This window comes from Streptomyces sp. NPDC055966, from assembly GCF_042269865.1.
Taxonomy (GTDB): domain Bacteria; phylum Actinomycetota; class Actinomycetes; order Streptomycetales; family Streptomycetaceae; genus Streptomyces.
In genome coordinates, this window is record NZ_JBHJYK010000004.1 from 18920 (window position 1) to 34702 (window position 15783).

Consider the following 15783-nt stretch of genomic DNA (forward strand, 5'->3'; position numbering starts at 1 on the left):
GGCGACCGGGGGCGTGCCGGGCGGCCGAGCGGGGAGCCCCGGCGGGAGCCGAGGGTGGCTGCGGAGCGCCGTAAAATCGGTCTTACTGTGTCTGACTCGCTGAACACCCCCGACGCCCCCGCTCCGGCCGACCCCCACGCACCCGGTTCGTCCATCCGGCACACCCGGGCCAAGGGCGAACCGCGGTTTCCCGACGGGCCCAAGGCCGATCCCGCCGGGTCGCACTTCGAGCGGCGGATCCGGAGCTTTCAGCCGCGGCGCAGCCGGGTGACGGCCGGGCAGGCCGACGCGCTCCAGCGGCTGTGGCCCGTGTGGGGGCTCGACATCGACGGGCAGCAGGTCATCGACCTCGGCGAGCTGTTCGGGAACGACCGGCCCGTCGTGCTGGAGATCGGCTTCGGCATGGGCGAGGCCACCGCGCAGATGGCCGCCGGGGACCCGGACACCAACATCCTCGCCGTCGACGTGCACACCCCGGGCCAGGGCAATCTGCTGAACCTCGCCGACCAGGGCGGCATGGCCAACGTCCGGGTGGCCAACGGCGACGCGATCATCCTGCTCCGCGAGATGCTCACGCCCGACGCGCTCGACGGGCTGCGCGTCTACTTCCCGGACCCCTGGCCGAAGAAGCGGCACCACAAGCGGCGGCTCATCCAGCCCGAGTTCCTCACCCTCGCCGCGACGAGGCTGCGCCCCGGCGCGCTCGTGCACTGCGCGACCGACTGGGAGCCGTACGCCGAGCAGATGCTCGACGTCCTCACCGCACACCCGGACTTCGAGAACACGCAGGCGGACGGCGGTTTCGCACCGCGCCCCGCGTTCCGGCCGCTGACCCGTTTCGAGGGGCAGGGACTGGACAAGGGTCATGTGGTGAACGACCTGCTGTTCCGGCGCGTACCGCACAAGAGCGCCTGACCGAGCCGGACCTTCCCGGTCCGGTAATCCGCTCCAGCCCCTCGTCCCGTCACCGTTAGGGTCGATGCCGTGGCCATCAGTCCGACCAGTCCCCCGTATCCCGCGTATCCGCCCGCCCCCGGCGGTCCCGTGCTCCGCCATCCGCACTGGTGGCAGCGCGCATCGGTGCGGTACGGGGCGCTGATCACGCTCCTGGCGCTGTCCGGGCTGGTGATCCTCGCGCTCGTGCGCCGGCAGACCGGTACCGAGGGGTTCCTCGTCGGCCTCGGGCTGGCCGTGCTGCCCGTGCCCTGGCTGACCGCCGCCTTCCGCTGGCTGGACCGGGTGGCGCCGGGCCCCCGGCGCAACCTCGTCTTCGCGTTCGCCTGGGGCGCCTGCGCGGCGGCGCTCATAGCCATCGTCGCCAACAGCTTCGCGACCAGGTGGATAGCCACCGCCACCGCCGATCCGGCCGGCGCCGACACCCTCGGCGCCACCGTGATAGCGCCGATCGTCGAGGAGTCCGCCAAGGCCGCGGCCGTGCTGTTGGTCTTCCTCTTCCGCCGGCGCGACTTCACCGGGATCGTGGACGGGATGGTGATAGCCGGGATCACCGCCACCGGCTTCGCGTTCACCGAGAACATCCTCTACCTCGGCACGGCCTTCGGGGCCGACCAGCTCTCCGGCGACAGCGGCATCGCCTCCGTCACCGCCGCCACCTTCTTCGTGCGCATCGTGATGTCGCCGTTCGCGCACCCCCTGTTCACCACCATGACCGGCCTCGGCTTCGGCCTCTCCGCGTTCTCCGCGCCACGGCAGCGCGCGCGGCGGGTGCTGCTGCCGGTCTGCGGGCTGCTGCTCGCGATGAGCATGCACGCCTTCTGGAACGGCTCCTCGACCTTCGGCGAGTTCGGGTTCTTCGCCGTCTACGGCTGCTTCATGGTGCCCGTGTTCGGACTGCTGACCTGGCTGGCGATCTGGACGCGGCAGCGGGAGCTGCGGACCGTGCGCGCGGAGCTGCCCGTGTACGTGCTGGCCGGGTGGCTGGGGCCGGCCGAGCCGGACGCGCTGGGGTCGATGCGGGCGCGGCGCGCGGCGCGCGACTACGCCCGCCACCACGGCGGGAAGCCGGCGGCGCGGGAGGTGGCGCGCTACGAGGAGTACGCCACGACGCTCGCGCTGCTGCGGCACCGCGGGCGCACGGGGCGGGCCGGGACCGACTTCGTCGTACGGGAGGGCGAGCTGCTGGACGCGCTCTGGCGGCGCAGGGACGCGGCGCGGCCGGCCCTGGAGTACGCCGCCCGGGCCACCGCCCCGGCTCCGGCGCGCTGGGCTCCCCCGCATCCGCAGAACGGGTACCCGTACGGGTATGGGTATCCGGCGGCGCCGTACCCCGCATACCCCGCGTACAACCCGTACCAGTCGTAGGCCGTCGGGCTCGCGCGGGGCCCGGCGCCGCCGGGAGGGATCAGGCCGACGCCGCCGTCAGCTTCGTCAGTTCCTCGTCCGTGAGCTTCAGGTCCGCCACTCCCAGCAGTGCGGGGAGCTGTTCGACCGTGCGGGCCGAGGCGATCGGGGCCGTGACCGTCGGCTGAGCCGCGAGCCAGGCCAGGGCGACCGTGGCGAGCGGGGCCTCGTGGGCGGCGGCGACCTCGTCCAGGGCGGCGAGGACCTTCTGGCCGCGCTCGGAGTCCGCGTACTCCTGCACCCGGCCGGCGCGGGCGCTGTCGACCGTGGTGCCGGGGCGGTACTTGCCGGTGAGGAAGCCCGAGGCGAGCGCGAAGTACGGCACCGCGGCCAGGTTCTCCTTGGCGGCCACCTCCTGCAGCCCGCCCTCGTAGGTGTCGCGGGAGACCAGGTTGTAGTGCGGCTGGAGGGCGACGTACCGGGCCAGGCCCTCGCGCGCGGAGAAGTCGAGGGACTCCTGCAGCCGCTCGGCGCTGATGTTGGAGGCGGCGATGTGCCGGACCTTGCCCGCCCTCACCAGCTCGTCGAGGGCGCCGATGATCTCCTCGACCGGGACCTCGGGCCTGTCGAAGTGGGTGTAGTAGAGGTCGATGTAGTCGGTGTCCAGGCGGCGCAGGGAGGCGTCGGCGGCGGCCTTGATGTTGGCGGCGGACAGGCCCTGGTACTCGGGGTGCTGGCTGACCTTGGTGGCGATGACGACATCGGAGCGGTTGCCGCGGGCCTTGACCCACTTGCCGATGATCGTCTCCGACTCACCGCCCTTGTTGCCCTCGATCCAGGCGGTGTAGGCGTCGGCGGTGTCGATGAAGTTGCCGCCGGCCGCCGCGTAGGCGTCGAGCACGGCGAAGGAGGTCTCCTCGTCGGCGGTCCAGCCGAAGACGTTGCCGCCGAGGGAGAGGGGGAAGACCTGGAGATCCGAACTGCCGAGTGTGCGCAAGGAAGTCATGCTTCACGTCAACGCCGGCGACGGATGATCTCATTCCGCCACCGGCGCCACGATCACCCGGAGGGTCGGACGGGTCAGGGGTTGAGGCCCTTGTCCCGCAGCCACGGCGCCGGGTCGATGGCGGTGGCCTGGCCGTTCGGGTGGACCTCCAGGTGCAGGTGCGGGCCGGTGACGTTGCCGGTGGCGCCGACCCGGCCGATGACGTCGCCGGTCGAGACCTTCTGGCCGACCGAGACGCCGATCGAGGACTGGTGGCAGAACCACAGCTCGGTGCCGTCGTCCAGGGTCAGGACGGTGCGGTAGCCGTAGGCACCGGCCCAGCCGGCCTGGGTGACGGTGCCGCCGTGGACGGCCTTGATGAGGGTGCCGGTGGGGGCGGCGAAGTCGAGACCGGTGTGGTAGCCGGAGGACCACATCGCGCCGGGCTGACCGAAGGTGCCGGTGATCGTGTACGACACGACGGGCAGCGTGTACTGCTTGGCCAGCTCGGCCAGGCGCTTGGCCTCAGCGGCCTTCGCGGCGTCGGCCTCCGCCGTGGCCTTGGCGGCCGTGGCCTTGGCGGCGGCGTCCTTCTCGGCCTTGGCGGCCGCGTCGGCGGTCTGCTGCTCGGCGGTGGCGAGCCTGGCGGCGGTGGCCCGGCTGTCGGCCTTGCTCCGCTGCTGCTCGGCCTGGGCCATGATCCGGTTGCGCAGGGCCTCGCCGGCGTCGCCGTTGCTGCCGCTCTCGGTGTGCATGCCGACGTCGGAGAGCCCGGTGGCGGTGGTGGACTTCGGTGCCTCGGTGGAGCCGCCCTCGAAGAGGTGGCTCACGGAGTCCGGCAGGGAGATGGAGACCGGCGGCTTGCCGGTGTGGGCGCTGGCCATGCCGCCCGCGCCGACGGCGGCGACGACGCCGACGCCGAGGACGGTGGAGCTGCGGGCGAAGCCGCTGCGCTGCTTGGCGACCCGGTGCCGGCCGCGGACCCGGTCGACGGAGTCCTCGGTGGGGTTCCACTCCTCCCACGTGCCCTCTTCGGCGTGGTAGGAGCCGTAGCCGAAGGGTTCGGGCTCGTCGGACGCCGGTATGGACGGGGCTTCGGGGGCAAGCCGGTTGGACGCCACGCGGGCGTACTCCTTTCCTTCCGTCGCCTACCGGGTTAGCTGACGGGTTCGGAGCAGGAAGGTCTCCTACGCGCGTATACCGGGCGTGGACTCAGTGAGTTCACGTCGGCGTCCGCGTGATTCACCCCAAGGTGGTGGTTCCCCGGTTCCCTCGCGGGATTCGGCGCGTGCGCACGGAGCCGCCTCTTGTGACGGCTGGGACGACCGCGCTGCGTTATCGAACGTTAATAGACCCGCGAGGCACTTTCCAAGCCGTTCGGCTTGATCGTTAATGCTTTCCGGCCGGACACATACGCCAATACAAAATCAAATCGGGCGAGTTGGCCACGGTTCAGGGGTCTCGGCGTTTTTGATGGTGTCTCAGATGTTATGCGGACGGCGGTCGCTCGGTCACCGTCGGTGAAGACGTCATGACGGCGGGCCCCGGAATCACCGGGCAGCGGGCCCCGCGATCAAGCGGTGTGCGAGCACCCCTTCGCATGGGGTACTCTTGAGACACAACGACGCGGGGTGGAGCAGCTCGGTAGCTCGCTGGGCTCATAACCCAGAGGTCGCAGGTTCAAATCCTGTCCCCGCTACTGAAGACTCAGGGCCCGGAATCCAGTGGATTCCGGGCCCTGAGTGTTTCGCGCCCCCGAAGGGGCGCGGCGGCTCACCGCAGCAGATGCCCGTTCGGCGCCTTGGCCCGCGCCTCGTACTCCGGCAGTACGACCACCTCGGCCCCGGCCTGCGCCAGAACCCCGCTCCCGTCGGCCGCCTCCACGAACGTGTCCGGCTCGCGCCACGCCGTCACCACCCTGCGCACTCCCGCCCGCAGGATCAGCTCGGCGCACGGCACGGGCCGGGACGCGCGGCGGGCGCACGGCTCCAGGCTGCTGTAGACCGTGGCGGCGGCCAGCCGCGGGTCGGCCGGGTCGATCTTGGCCAGCGCCGCCTCCTCCGCGTGGACCACGGGGTCGCCCCCCTCGCGCGAGTGGCCGCGCGCCAGCTCCGTGCCGTCGGCCGCGACGACCACCGCGCCGACGCTGAACGCCGTTTCCGAGGGCGGGCACAGCGCGGCGAGTTCGCAGGCGATGCGCAGCCAGTGGCGGTCAGCGGCGACCGGGGCGGCTCCGGTGCCGGGAGCGGTGGGCTCGTAGCGCATGAGGACGACGTCCTCGATCCGGCGGGTCTCGGTGAGGCGGAGGCGGCCGGCCTGGTACCCGCCCGGGCCGAACAGGCGCGGGGCGGCCGGGTCACCGACGAGGAGAGGGGCGAGGACCAGCTGGAGTTCGTCGGCGAGGCCCTGCTGGAGGAGCTGGGTGTGGACAGTGCCGCCGCCCTCGACCATCAGGCGCCGCACGCCGTGCACGACGTACAGGTGCTCCAGGAGCGCCGGCCAGTCGAGGCCGGGGCCGAGCGGGACGACCTCGGCGCTGTCGCCGAGGAGCCGTGCGGCGCGCTCGGCACCGGCGTCGGTCGTGTAGACGACCTTCGCGCCGCCGGTGTGCCAGAACCTCGCGGCCGGATCGAGGTCGCCGGAGGCGGTGACGGTCACCTTGAGGGGGTATGCGGGCTTGCCCTCCGCGACCCGGGCGGCGCGGCGCTCGGCCGAGTTGACCAGCAGTCGCGGGTTGTCCGCGCGGATCGTGCCGGCGCCCACGAGGATGGCGTCGGACGCGGCCCGCACCTCGTCGACCCGGTCGAAGTCAGCCGGGCCGGACAGCAGCAGGCGCTCGGGGCCGGTGTCGTCCAGGTAGCCGTCGAGCGAGACGGCGGCGGACAGCAGCACATACGGGTACGACATCGGGCGCACTCTCCCTGCGAGGTCTGCGAGGTCTGCGGAGTCCGGGTCCGCGAAGCCGGGATCTTGGTTCAAGTTTGAAACAAACCTACACTGGCCGCATGACGACCCGCTGGCTCAGCCCCGAGGAGCAGCGCGCCTGGCGCGCGTACATGGCCGCGACCCACCTCCTGGAGGACGCGATGGACCGGCAGCTCCAGCAGGACGCCGGCATGCCCCACCTTTTCTACTCGGTGCTGGCCAACCTCTCCGAGGCACCCGAGCGACGGCTGCGCATGACCGATCTCGCCGAGACGGTGAAGATCACGCGCAGCAGGCTGACGTACGCGGTGACCCGGCTGGAGCGGGACGGGCTGGTGCGCAGGGAGGACTGCCGCTGGGACAGGCGCAGCAGCATCGCCGTACTGACGGACGAGGGGATGGCCGTGCTGGAGCGCGCGGCGCCCGGGCACGTCGAGACCGTGCGCAGCACCCTCTTCGACCGGCTGACGCCCGCGCAGGTGGGGCAGCTGGAGGAGATCTTCACGAGCGTCGCGCGGGGACTGCAGGACGAGGACGCCGAGGCCGGGACGGGGGATGTGCCGTGGCGGCGCCGGTCGTCGTGTTCGTCGTCCCAGCCGCCGCCCGCCTCCTCGTGAATCGCTGGAGTCGCTCCCGAATTCAATTGCTTTAACTTTTAAGCATGGGGTAGGGTCCCCTGTGTACTACTGCTTCAAATCTGAAGCAGCCGCCTCTGGAGGGACCCGCATGCCCGACACCCCCGCCGCCACGCCGCGCGCCCGCGTCCGGGTTCCGCTGCGCTTCCACGACGGCTACAGCGTCGACGCCGAACTCGTCACCTTCCACGGCCTGGCCGACGGCCAGGAACACGTCGCCGCCGTCCTCGGCGACCCGGCCCCGGGCTCCGTACCGCTGGTGCGGCTGCACTCCGAGTGCCTCACCGGCGACGTCTTCGGCTCGGCCCGCTGCGACTGCGGCCCCCAGCTGCGCGAGGCGGTCGAGCGCATCGCCGACCGGGGCGGTGTGCTGCTCTACCTGCGCCAGGAGGGCCGCGGCATCGGCCTCTACAACAAGCTCGACGCCTACGCCCTCCAGGACCAGGGCCTCGACACCTACGAGGCGAACGCCGCGCTCGGCCTGCCGGAGGACGCCCGCGACTACACCGCCGCCGCGCAGATGCTCGCCGCCCTCGGCATCGGCGAACTGGACCTGCTGTCCAACAACCCCGACAAGGCAGAGCAGTTGAGGTCGCTGGGCGTCGTCGTCCGGGACCGGGTGCCGACCGGCGTCTTCACCACCGCCCACAACGTCCGCTACCTGCGCGCGAAGGTCCTCCAGACCCAGCACACGCTGCCGCTGGCCGAGCTGACGGAGCGGACGGGGCTGACGGAGCGGACCGCGGGCTGAGGGAGCGGACCACGGGCCGGCCTCACGCCCGGCGGCGGCCGGGGAGGCGCAGGGCCGGCAGAGCGGAGAGGGCCAGCAGGCCCGCCGCCACCGCGTAGGCGATCCGGAAGCCCGCCGGATCCTGGCCCGCCGCGCCGAGCACCACCGACAGCACCGCCGTGCCCACCGACGCCCCGAGCTGGGAGTTGATGCTGAGCGCGGTGCTCGCCGCGGGCATCCGGTCCACGGGCAGGTCCCGGCTCGCGGTCGCCGTCGTCGGCATCAGCACCATGCCGATGCCGGCGCCCATCACCATGGCCGAGGCGACGAACCGCCAGGTCGCGACCCCCGGCACGCCCGCCTGCCAGGCCAGCAGCGCCATCCCGAGGGCGGCGAGCGCGATGCCGGCCGGGACGAGCCGGCGCGGCGAGGCCCAGTCGACCCACCGCGCCGCGAGCTGCATCGCCGTACCGACGACAAGCCCGGTCGGGGCGCCCAGCAGCCCGGCCGCCGTCGCGCTCAGGCCCCGCTCCTGCTGCCAGTACAGCGGGCCGAGCAGCGCCGAGCCGAAGTAGCCGCAGGTGAACAGCGCGAGTGTGGCGATGCCCGCGGCGAAGGTGCGGTCGCGCAGCAGCCGCAGGTCCAGGAGAGGTGCACTGATCGTCAGCGCCCGGCGGACGAAGGCGGCCGTCAGGGCGGCACCGGCGAGGGCGGGCAGCAGGACGCCGGGGGCGGTGAAGTCGCCGCCCTCGCCGCCCCGGGCCAGGCCGTAGAGCAGCAGGGCGAGACCCGGCGAGAGCATCAGCAGGCCGGGGACGTCCAGGCGGGCGGCGGCACGCGTCGCCGCGTCCGGTTCGTCGCGCGGCAGCAGCCGCAGCGCGAGGGCCAGGGCGACGAGGCCCACGGGCAGGTTCACCAGGAAGATCCAGTGCCAGGACGCCGCGTCGACCAGCCAGCCGCCCAGCATCGGGCCGACGACCGGCCCGACCAGGACGGGCAGTCCGCCGACGGCCATCGCACGGCCGAGCCGGCGCCGGTCGGCGACCCTCAGCACCATCGTCATCGCGACCGGCTGGAGCAGCCCGCCGCCCAGCCCCTGCACCACGCGGAAGGCGATGAGGCTGCCCGCGTCCCAGGCGCAGGCGGCGAGCAGGGAGCCGAGGGTGAACAGGACGAGCGCGGTCGTGTACGTACGCCGGGCGCCGATCCGGGCCATCGCCCAGGCGGCGACCGGGACGACGGCGGCGAGCGCGAGCGCGTAGGCGGTGGCGGTCCACTGGACGGTCTCCAGCGGGGCGCCGAAGGACTCCGAGAGCGAACGCATCGCGACGTTCACGATCGTCACGTCGAGCACGGACATCACCGAGCCGATGACGGTGACGGTGAGCGTGCGGCGCAGGGCGATGGCCGGATCGGGTGCCGGCCGGTACGTCGGTGCCGCGACGGACCGGGTACCGCTGCTGCTCATCTCCGTCCCCGCCCTCAGCCCGCGTAGGGACGCTCGGCGCGCGCGGCCCGCAACGCCCGTCCCCACCAGGCGAGTTGACCGAGCATGCCCTTGGCGGCACCGGTGCAGACGTCGGCGTCGCGCGGGGTGCCGTCCTCGGTGAGGCCGGACCAGGGCCCGTGCAGGCTGACCGAGTCGCGCACGGTCATGGCGTGCAACTCGGCGAAGACCAGCCGAAGTTGCTCGACCGCGCGCAGCCCGCCGCCGAGACCGCCGTACGACACGAAGCCGACCGGCTTGGCCTGCCACTGGGTGTAGTGCCAGTCGACGAAGTTCTTCAGGGACGCCGGGAAGCTGTGGTTGTACTCGGGCGTGACGACGACGAACGCGTCGGCGGCGGCGAGCCGCGGCGAGATGCCGCCCAGTACGGCGGCGGTCTCCGGGCCCGGCCCGCCGCCCCAGCCGGGCAGCACGAGCGGCAGGTCCACCTCGGCGAGGTCGATGACGTCGAGGTGGAGGCCGGCGTCACCGGCGGCGGCGCCGAGGAACCAGTCGGCGACGGCCCGGCCCGCCCGCCCCTCGCGGACGCTGCCGACGACGACGGCGACGCGCAGCGGTGCGTCATGGGCCGGGGATACGGCTTCGTTGCTGGTCACAGACACAGATGTCCCCCATCTTCCGGCGGTGGGCCGCCCGTTGCGGCCTTCCGCTCCAGCAAGGTACAACGTTCGTTGTAACAATTACAACGAGCGTTGTCGGTCGGCTAGAGTGGCGGTCACAGAAGGAGGCGGGCGTGAGCGAAACGAACAAGTCCAGACTGGAACGGGCACGGCGCGAGGTCTCCCCGCGCAGACTGGAGAAGCAGATCGCCATCGCGAGCGCGTCCTGCACGGTCTTCGGGCGCGAGGGTTACGCGCGCGCCTCGGTCGACGCGCTCGCCGCCGAGGCCGGCGTCTCCACGCGCACGCTCTACAACCACTTCCCCGGCGGCAAGGCACAGCTGTTCCAGACCGTGGTGACCTGGACGTCGGGCGAGGTCCGCGACGCCCAACTGGCTCGGCTGCGCGAGATGCTGGACCCGGCGCGGCCCCCGCACGCCGAGGACCTGGAGCGCGATCTGGTCGCCCTGGCCCGCGCGTTCGTCGGCCTCATGACCGAGCACCCGAACCACTTCGCCCTCGTCCGGCACATCCACGCCGAGGCCGACCACGTACCGCCGGAGGTCCTGACGGCCTGGCACGAGGAGGGACCGGCGCCGGTCGGCCGGGCCGTCGCCGAGGCGATGACCCACCTCGCCGGGGCCGGCCTGCTCGACCTGCACGGCGACCCGGCCATGTCCGCCGCCCACTTCATGGCCCTGACGACGCACACGATCACCCAGCTCAGCCACTACGGCGTCCTGCCCCTGCCGCCGGCCGAGACCGACCGCCTGATCGGCGGCGGGGTCGCGGCCTTCCTGCGGGCCTACGGCCGGGCCGGGGCCGGCCCCACCGGCTGAACATCAGCCCGCCGAGCCCCCTCCGCTGCCGGTCCCGGATCTACGCCGGCTCGGCCTCCCCCAACGCGCCCAGACCCACACGGGCGATCGACGTCCCCACCTCCCCCACTCCGGCAACCGGAACCCGGCCACGGCGAACGGCCACCCTTACGGGGCGGCCCCCTGAACTCCGGGAGGAGCGAACCTGGTTCGAAGACCGGCCACCGAAGGCGACGGCTGGGGGCGGCCAGGAGGGGACGGCCGGGGGGCGCGGCCGGGGGATGGCGGCAGCGCCGGGGGCAATGCCGACGGCAGCGCGCGGGGGGCATATCGGCGGCAGCACCAGTGACATGGTGGCGGCAGCGCCGACGGCCGCCTTCGGGTCGATGCCCACCGCGTCGGCAGGCGCGCACGGGCGGACATCCATCGCGCCGACGACCGCGCGGCCGCGTGACAGGCTCACCGGAAGGCGGCCAGGTCGGTCTCCGGCAGCGGAGCCGCGTACGCCCCGCGGAACCGGGTCGGCCCACGCGGGAGCGGGATACGGCCGCCCGGTCGTCACACCCGCACGCGCACCCGCACCCGCACCCGCACCCGCACCCGCACCCGCACCGATCCTTGCCCCGGCCCACCCCGGTCTCCGTGCCGCACAACTCCATACGCAGTACTCTCCCTGGAGTGGTAAGCCGACCCGGTACGGACGTACCCCACACGGGAGCCTGATTTCATGGTGAGACGCAATGACCAGCGGCGGGCCGCGCTCGTCGACGCCGCGATCGAGGTGCTGGCCCGGGAGGGCGCGCGGGGGCTGACCTTCCGTGCGGTCGACGCCGAGGCGGCCGTGCCCACCGGCACGGCGTCCAACTACTTCGGCAGCCGGGACGACCTGCTCACCCAGGCCGGCGCCCGCGTCTACGAGCGGCTCCAGCCCGACGAGGCGACGATCGACCGCCAGCGCACGGCCGGCCGCGACCGGGAGACGTACGCGCTGCTGATGCGCGAACTCGTCGGCCGGATCGCCTCCTTCCGCACCGGCTACCTCGCGCTGCTGGAACTCCGCCTGGAGGCCACCCGCCGCCCCGAACTGCGCGCGGTGCTCACCGAGCGCGTGCGCGCCGACCTCGCCGCCAACGTCGCTTACCACGAGTCCTCCGGCCTGCCCGGCGACGCCACGGCCGTAAAACTGCTCTATCTCTCGCTGAACTGGCTGATCGTCGAACAGCTCACCCTGCCGGACGTCCTGTCGGAGACGGAACGGGACGAGCTGGTGACCGCCGCCGTCGAACGGATCGTCATCTCGGACTAGGCCGGAAGAGAGGGCGGACTAGGCCAGAAGCGGGGCATCCCCGCTATATTCACGGAATGCAATTTCCTGCCCACTCACATTTTCGCCAATTGCTTCATTAGGCCCACAGGGCACACTTTCGAGTTACAGAAATACCCGAATGCCCGACACCCGCGCCTCATGAGGGGCTCGTTAGGCGGTCGTGACACGCACCGAAAGGCATGCAGCCGGCAACCTTCACGGGACCATCACACTCCAGCTGGACTCCAGCGACCGTGACGGGTTCCTCGACGGGCTCATCGACGGTTGTTCGGATCTTCTCGATGATTTCCTGAGAAGGATCAGCCAGCTGGAAAGTGATTACTCGCGGGCGATGGTGGGGCTGTAGGACTTATCTGATGGACAGGATTCACAATGAAGACATCTTCTGTGACGCCGAGTTCAGCACGATCGAGATGCAGTGGGATCCGGTCGAGGAGCTGGCCCAGATGCTGTCGGGAGCGGCCACCACGGCCACACCCGACGAGGCTCCGCCGGCCGGACGCTCCAGTCACCGGCGCAACCGGCGGCGGGTCCACGCGGATTCCCGCTGGATGCGCGACAGCCAGCGCGGGGCACACGTCACGATCCTGATCGCCACCATCTCGGTGTGCGCGGTGTGCATGCTGGGCTGGTCTTTTTCCTATTCCTATGCACAGCTCCGTGCCACCGCGTCCGGCGTATTGCCGATGCACTTGGCACGGTGGTGGCCGCTGACGGTGTACGGACCGTGGCTCGTGGCTGCCCTCTCCATTCTGCGGGCCACCGTGCAGAATCGGAGCGCGCGGCGGTCCTGGTGCGTTCTGCTGGGCGCCTCCGCGATGGCCGTCGCCCTGTGCGTCAGCCATTCATCACATTCACTGCTTTCACTGATCATCTTCGGAATTCCGCCGATCACCGCACTGGTGTGTTTCTGGGAGATCGTCGGCCAGGTCTCGTCCAAGGTGACCAGACCCCGGCACGCCGCGCACGACCGGCGCGGCACCAAACCGCAGGGGCCGTACGACAGCCTGTGAGACGGGGGCACCGGCAGGGCCGCCGTACCCGAACCTGACCCGCCGGTGCCCCACCGGTGCCCCACCGGTGCCTCACCGGTGGTGGCCGTGGTGCGGGCCGGGTGTGCGGCACAGCGCGATGACCGCCGCGTCGTCGTCGAGGCGGCCGCCGACGTGCGCGAGCAGATCGCGCCGGAGCGAGTGCACCAGCTTCTCGGGGCTCTGTCCGGCCCACAGCACGGCCCGCTCGGCGAGCGGATAGAAGGCACCCGAGGTGTCCCGGGCCTCGATGACGCCGTCGGTGTAGAGCAGGAGCGTGTCGCCGGGCTCGAAGGAGAGCACGTCGACGGTGTACGTGCTCGGCGCCAGCCGGCCGATCCCCAGCGGGGGCGCCGGGTGCAGGGGAACCGTGACCGCGCTGTCCGGGCCGAGCAGCAGCGGTGGGGGGTGCCCGCAGCTGATGATCCGGGTGACGCGGTCGTCGTCGGGGACCTCCAGCAGCAGCGCGGTGGCGAACTGCTCCCCGCTCTCCCCGGTGGGCGCCAGCTGGGCCAGGTTCCGGGTCACGCTCTGTTCCAGCGCGGCGGCCAGCGCCGGCAGACCGGCGTGCTGGTGGGCGGCCTCCCGGAAGGCCCCGATCAGCAGGGCGGCCTCGCCGATGGCCGGCAGGCCCTTGCCGCGCACGTCTCCGATCATGATCCGGACACCGCCGTCGACGGGGGTGGCCGCGTACAGGTCGCCGCCGATCTGGGCCTCGTCCTCGGCCGCCATGTACAGCACGGCGACCCGCACACAGCCGAGCTGGTCGGGCAGCGGCCACAGCAGCACGTGCTGCGTGGCCTCGGCGACCGTACGTACCCGGGCCAGCTGGCGGCGGTGCCGCTCACGCAGCACGCAGAAGACCACGACCAGGGCCGACAGCACCGCCAGGGCGAGGATCTGCACCAGCACGTTGCGGGTGAGCAGCACGCCGAAGTGCCAGCCGATGTACGCCTGCGCCGCCACGGTCAGCAGCCCGACCAGCGCGGTCAGCCAGGGGCCTGCGAAGTAGGCGGTGATCGCGGGGGCGATGACCAGCAACGGCCCCAGATGGATGTCCTCCGGGACGAGTTGGTCCACCGCCGTGATCACCACGATGATCGTGACCGGAACCGCCAGCAGCGCATGGCCCGACCGCCATGGCCGCCGCCCGGCGGCCCCGCCCTGCCGGAGATGCATGTATCCACACTGCACTGCGCCGCAGCGGCTGACGACCGGAAGCACCCACGCGCGGGATCCGGCCGCCCGCCCCGGAAACACCACGGCGCCCGGACCGGCCGAAGCCGGTCCGGGCGCCGCGTGGCGAGCCGAAGGGGAAGATCCCCCGCCCGCCGTCCGTAGGCCCTGTGGGACTCGAACCCACAACCAATGGATTAAAAGTCCTGGTCGGGGTGTGCCGGGTGGTTCCGGACGCTGCTTGGGTGTCCGGAACCACCTGGTCAGAGCATGTGCGGTGTGATGCGCGGTGCACCTCATGACGGCTCGTGCCACGCCGTCCGCTCACGCATCGCTCACGCAGACCATGGGTTTGACCAGCACAGATACGCGCCCCGAAGCAGGACTCCACCGCGCAGGAGCGCCGACGTCGAGTCCGCGGCAGCAGCGGATGTCGGTTGTCGTGACGGCGAGCCCTGAGTGACGCGGTCTGTCGCGTCATGAGATGAACTTCACCTCCGGGAAGGCCGGGGATGGGCCGTCGAGCAGGTGCCCCCGGTGCCGCAGGTGCAGGTCGAAGAAGGCGAGCGGGTACGCCTGCTGGATCCGCACCGCCCGGGCCGGATCGAGGGTGCCGATCCAGCCCTGAAGGTCCGCGTCGCTCATCCCGACGGCCTGTGCAAGCTGTGGGATCAAGAACTGGACGTCGCAGTACGACGAGTGAACCGCGCCCTCCGCCTGGACGTTGAGCCGCCACCCCCGCAGGTGCGACCAGAACTCGGCGACGCTCGGCTGCGTGGCCCGGGGGTACTCGGCGGTCATCAGCATGAACGGCCGGTCCAGGTCGGTGGTGACCGTCGGCTGCATCGGCCCGTCGAAGCTCAGCCCGGCCCGGACACGCGGGTCCTCGCTCATCACGAACGCCGTCGCCGACGCGCCCTTCGACCAGCCGAACATGCCGATGCGCTGCGGATCGGGGGCGCCGAGCAGGCCGGCCGGCGGCAGTCGTTGTTCGGCGTCGGGGTTGCGCCCGGCGGCGAGGTCCTCGACGCGGTCGAGCACGAACCGTATGTCGGTGGCGAAGTCTCGTGGTGTCAGGTTGGGTATGTCGAGCGGGACCGTGAGCCGGCCGTCGGGGAACACGCTGAACGCGTCGTACGTGTGGTCCACCGTGACCACCACATATCCGTGGCTGGCGAGCTCCTGCACCACGATGGTGGCGTCCGCACGGTGATCGTGCGCGCCGTGCGAGAAGACGACGACGGGCAGTCGGCGGCCTGTTCGCAGTACCGGGGCGCCCTCGTGGCCTGCCGTGAGCGGTGCCACCGCGACATCGGCCGGAAAGCCCTGCGCCGTGAGGAGTGCCCGCACCACGGCGGGGGACGTCCAGGGGGCCAATGGGCCCCGTTTGACGCCCCGGGCGGGGTACCAGACGGCGGCCATCAGCTCGCGGTGATGCCCGGGGCCGGCCACGGGATCCGGACGTGAAGTGTCGACGAGGTGCAGGGGCACCGTGCCGACCGGGTACGGTCCGGTGGGCACGGGCAGGGTGAGCTGCACCGGGCCCGGGGCGTTCGAAGCTGCCCACGCTGGGCGGGCGATGCCCATCGGCATGGCGGCCCCGACTGCCAGCGCGGCTCCGAGCATGCGGCGGCGCGTCATTCCTTCTCGGTTCATGAACGGCGTGGTTGTCATGGACCCTCCCTGGGTTCTGGGCAGCAGTGAGCTACGCGCGGCGCCTGGGCCGTCGGCCCCAGGCGGCACTGTTCC

General features: G+C 72.0%; 15 protein-coding genes, 1 tRNA gene and 1 riboswitch. Of the genes, 9 read left to right on the top strand and 7 right to left on the bottom strand.

The features are described from left to right. The first annotated feature begins 87 nt into the window (after positions 1–87). Both trmB and ACFC8N_RS09750 read left to right on the top strand, forming a co-directional pair. Positions 88–915: a tRNA (guanosine(46)-N7)-methyltransferase TrmB gene (gene trmB / locus ACFC8N_RS09745; protein WP_362823524.1), complete on the top strand. Its 828-nt coding sequence runs from the start codon at positions 88–90 to the stop codon at positions 913–915. A gap of 69 nt (positions 916–984) precedes the next feature. After that, positions 985–2322 carry a PrsW family intramembrane metalloprotease gene (locus ACFC8N_RS09750; protein ID WP_376287772.1) on the top strand — a complete coding sequence of 446 codons (1338 nt, stop codon included), beginning with the start codon at positions 985–987 and terminating at the stop codon, positions 2320–2322. Between the two features lie 40 nt (positions 2323–2362). On the opposite strand, the gene ACFC8N_RS09755 is transcribed toward ACFC8N_RS09750, so the two are convergent. Together ACFC8N_RS09755 and ACFC8N_RS09760 are read right to left on the bottom strand one after the other, a co-directional pair. Next, a complete protein-coding gene (locus ACFC8N_RS09755) occupies positions 2363–3307 on the bottom strand; it encodes an aldo/keto reductase (RefSeq protein ID WP_356029953.1) in 945 nt (314 codons plus the stop codon). 74 nt (positions 3308–3381) lie between these two features. Next, a complete protein-coding gene (locus ACFC8N_RS09760; protein ID WP_356029952.1) occupies positions 3382–4407 on the bottom strand; it encodes a M23 family metallopeptidase in 1026 nt (341 codons plus the stop codon). A 7-nt stretch (positions 4408–4414) separates the two neighbouring features. After that, positions 4415–4583: riboswitch (cyclic di-AMP (ydaO/yuaA leader) on the bottom strand. A 328-nt stretch (positions 4584–4911) separates the two neighbouring features. Here ACFC8N_RS09760 and ACFC8N_RS09765 point away from each other — a divergent pair. Continuing rightward, positions 4912–4985: transfer RNA gene (locus ACFC8N_RS09765), tRNA-Met, on the top strand. Between the two features lie 74 nt (positions 4986–5059). Here ACFC8N_RS09765 and ACFC8N_RS09770 read toward each other — a convergent pair. Beyond that, positions 5060–6193 (bottom strand): dihydrofolate reductase family protein, encoded by a 1134-nt coding sequence (locus ACFC8N_RS09770; RefSeq protein WP_376287774.1) that lies wholly within the window; start codon positions 6191–6193, stop codon positions 5060–5062. 98 nt (positions 6194–6291) lie between these two features. Here ACFC8N_RS09770 and ACFC8N_RS09775 point away from each other — a divergent pair, with 98 nt between their 5' ends. Both ACFC8N_RS09775 and ribA read left to right on the top strand, forming a co-directional pair. Continuing rightward, positions 6292–6828, top strand: a complete 537-nt coding sequence (locus ACFC8N_RS09775) for a MarR family transcriptional regulator (RefSeq protein WP_362823527.1) — start codon at positions 6292–6294, stop codon at positions 6826–6828. A gap of 109 nt (positions 6829–6937) precedes the next feature. Then, on the top strand, positions 6938–7597 hold the full coding sequence (ribA, locus tag ACFC8N_RS09780; protein ID WP_356029949.1) for a GTP cyclohydrolase II: 660 nt from the start codon (positions 6938–6940) through the stop codon (positions 7595–7597). A gap of 22 nt (positions 7598–7619) precedes the next feature. On the opposite strand, the gene ACFC8N_RS09785 is transcribed toward ribA, so the two are convergent. Together ACFC8N_RS09785 and ACFC8N_RS09790 are read right to left on the bottom strand one after the other, a co-directional pair. Next, positions 7620–9044 carry a DHA2 family efflux MFS transporter permease subunit gene (locus tag ACFC8N_RS09785; protein ID WP_376287777.1) on the bottom strand — a complete coding sequence of 475 codons (1425 nt, stop codon included), beginning with the start codon at positions 9042–9044 and terminating at the stop codon, positions 7620–7622. 14 nt (positions 9045–9058) lie between these two features. Further along, a complete protein-coding gene (locus ACFC8N_RS09790; RefSeq protein WP_362823529.1) occupies positions 9059–9679 on the bottom strand; it encodes an NAD(P)H-dependent oxidoreductase in 621 nt (206 codons plus the stop codon). 137 nt (positions 9680–9816) lie between these two features. Here ACFC8N_RS09790 and ACFC8N_RS09795 point away from each other — a divergent pair, with 137 nt between their 5' ends. The 4 genes from ACFC8N_RS09795 (at position 9817) to ACFC8N_RS09810 (ending at position 12840) form a co-directional block, all read left to right on the top strand. Next, positions 9817–10521, top strand: a complete 705-nt coding sequence (locus tag ACFC8N_RS09795; protein ID WP_376287779.1) for a TetR/AcrR family transcriptional regulator — start codon at positions 9817–9819, stop codon at positions 10519–10521. Between the two features lie 706 nt (positions 10522–11227). After that, positions 11228–11806, top strand: a complete 579-nt coding sequence (locus ACFC8N_RS09800; RefSeq protein ID WP_356029945.1) for a TetR family transcriptional regulator — start codon at positions 11228–11230, stop codon at positions 11804–11806. Positions 11807–11987: 181 nt separating this feature from the next. Beyond that, positions 11988–12173: a hypothetical protein gene (locus ACFC8N_RS09805; protein WP_356029944.1), complete on the top strand. Its 186-nt coding sequence runs from the start codon at positions 11988–11990 to the stop codon at positions 12171–12173. 10 nt (positions 12174–12183) lie between these two features. Then, a complete protein-coding gene (locus tag ACFC8N_RS09810) occupies positions 12184–12840 on the top strand; it encodes a DUF2637 domain-containing protein (RefSeq protein WP_356029943.1) in 657 nt (218 codons plus the stop codon). Between the two features lie 72 nt (positions 12841–12912). Here the strand turns inward: ACFC8N_RS09810 and ACFC8N_RS09815 are convergent, their stop codons facing one another. After that, positions 12913–14037 carry a PP2C family protein-serine/threonine phosphatase gene (locus tag ACFC8N_RS09815; RefSeq protein ID WP_356029942.1) on the bottom strand — a complete coding sequence of 375 codons (1125 nt, stop codon included), beginning with the start codon at positions 14035–14037 and terminating at the stop codon, positions 12913–12915. A 474-nt stretch (positions 14038–14511) separates the two neighbouring features. Continuing rightward, positions 14512–15708: an alpha/beta hydrolase family protein gene (locus tag ACFC8N_RS09820; RefSeq protein WP_376287782.1), complete on the bottom strand. Its 1197-nt coding sequence runs from the start codon at positions 15706–15708 to the stop codon at positions 14512–14514. Between the last annotated feature and the right edge of the window lie 75 nt (positions 15709–15783).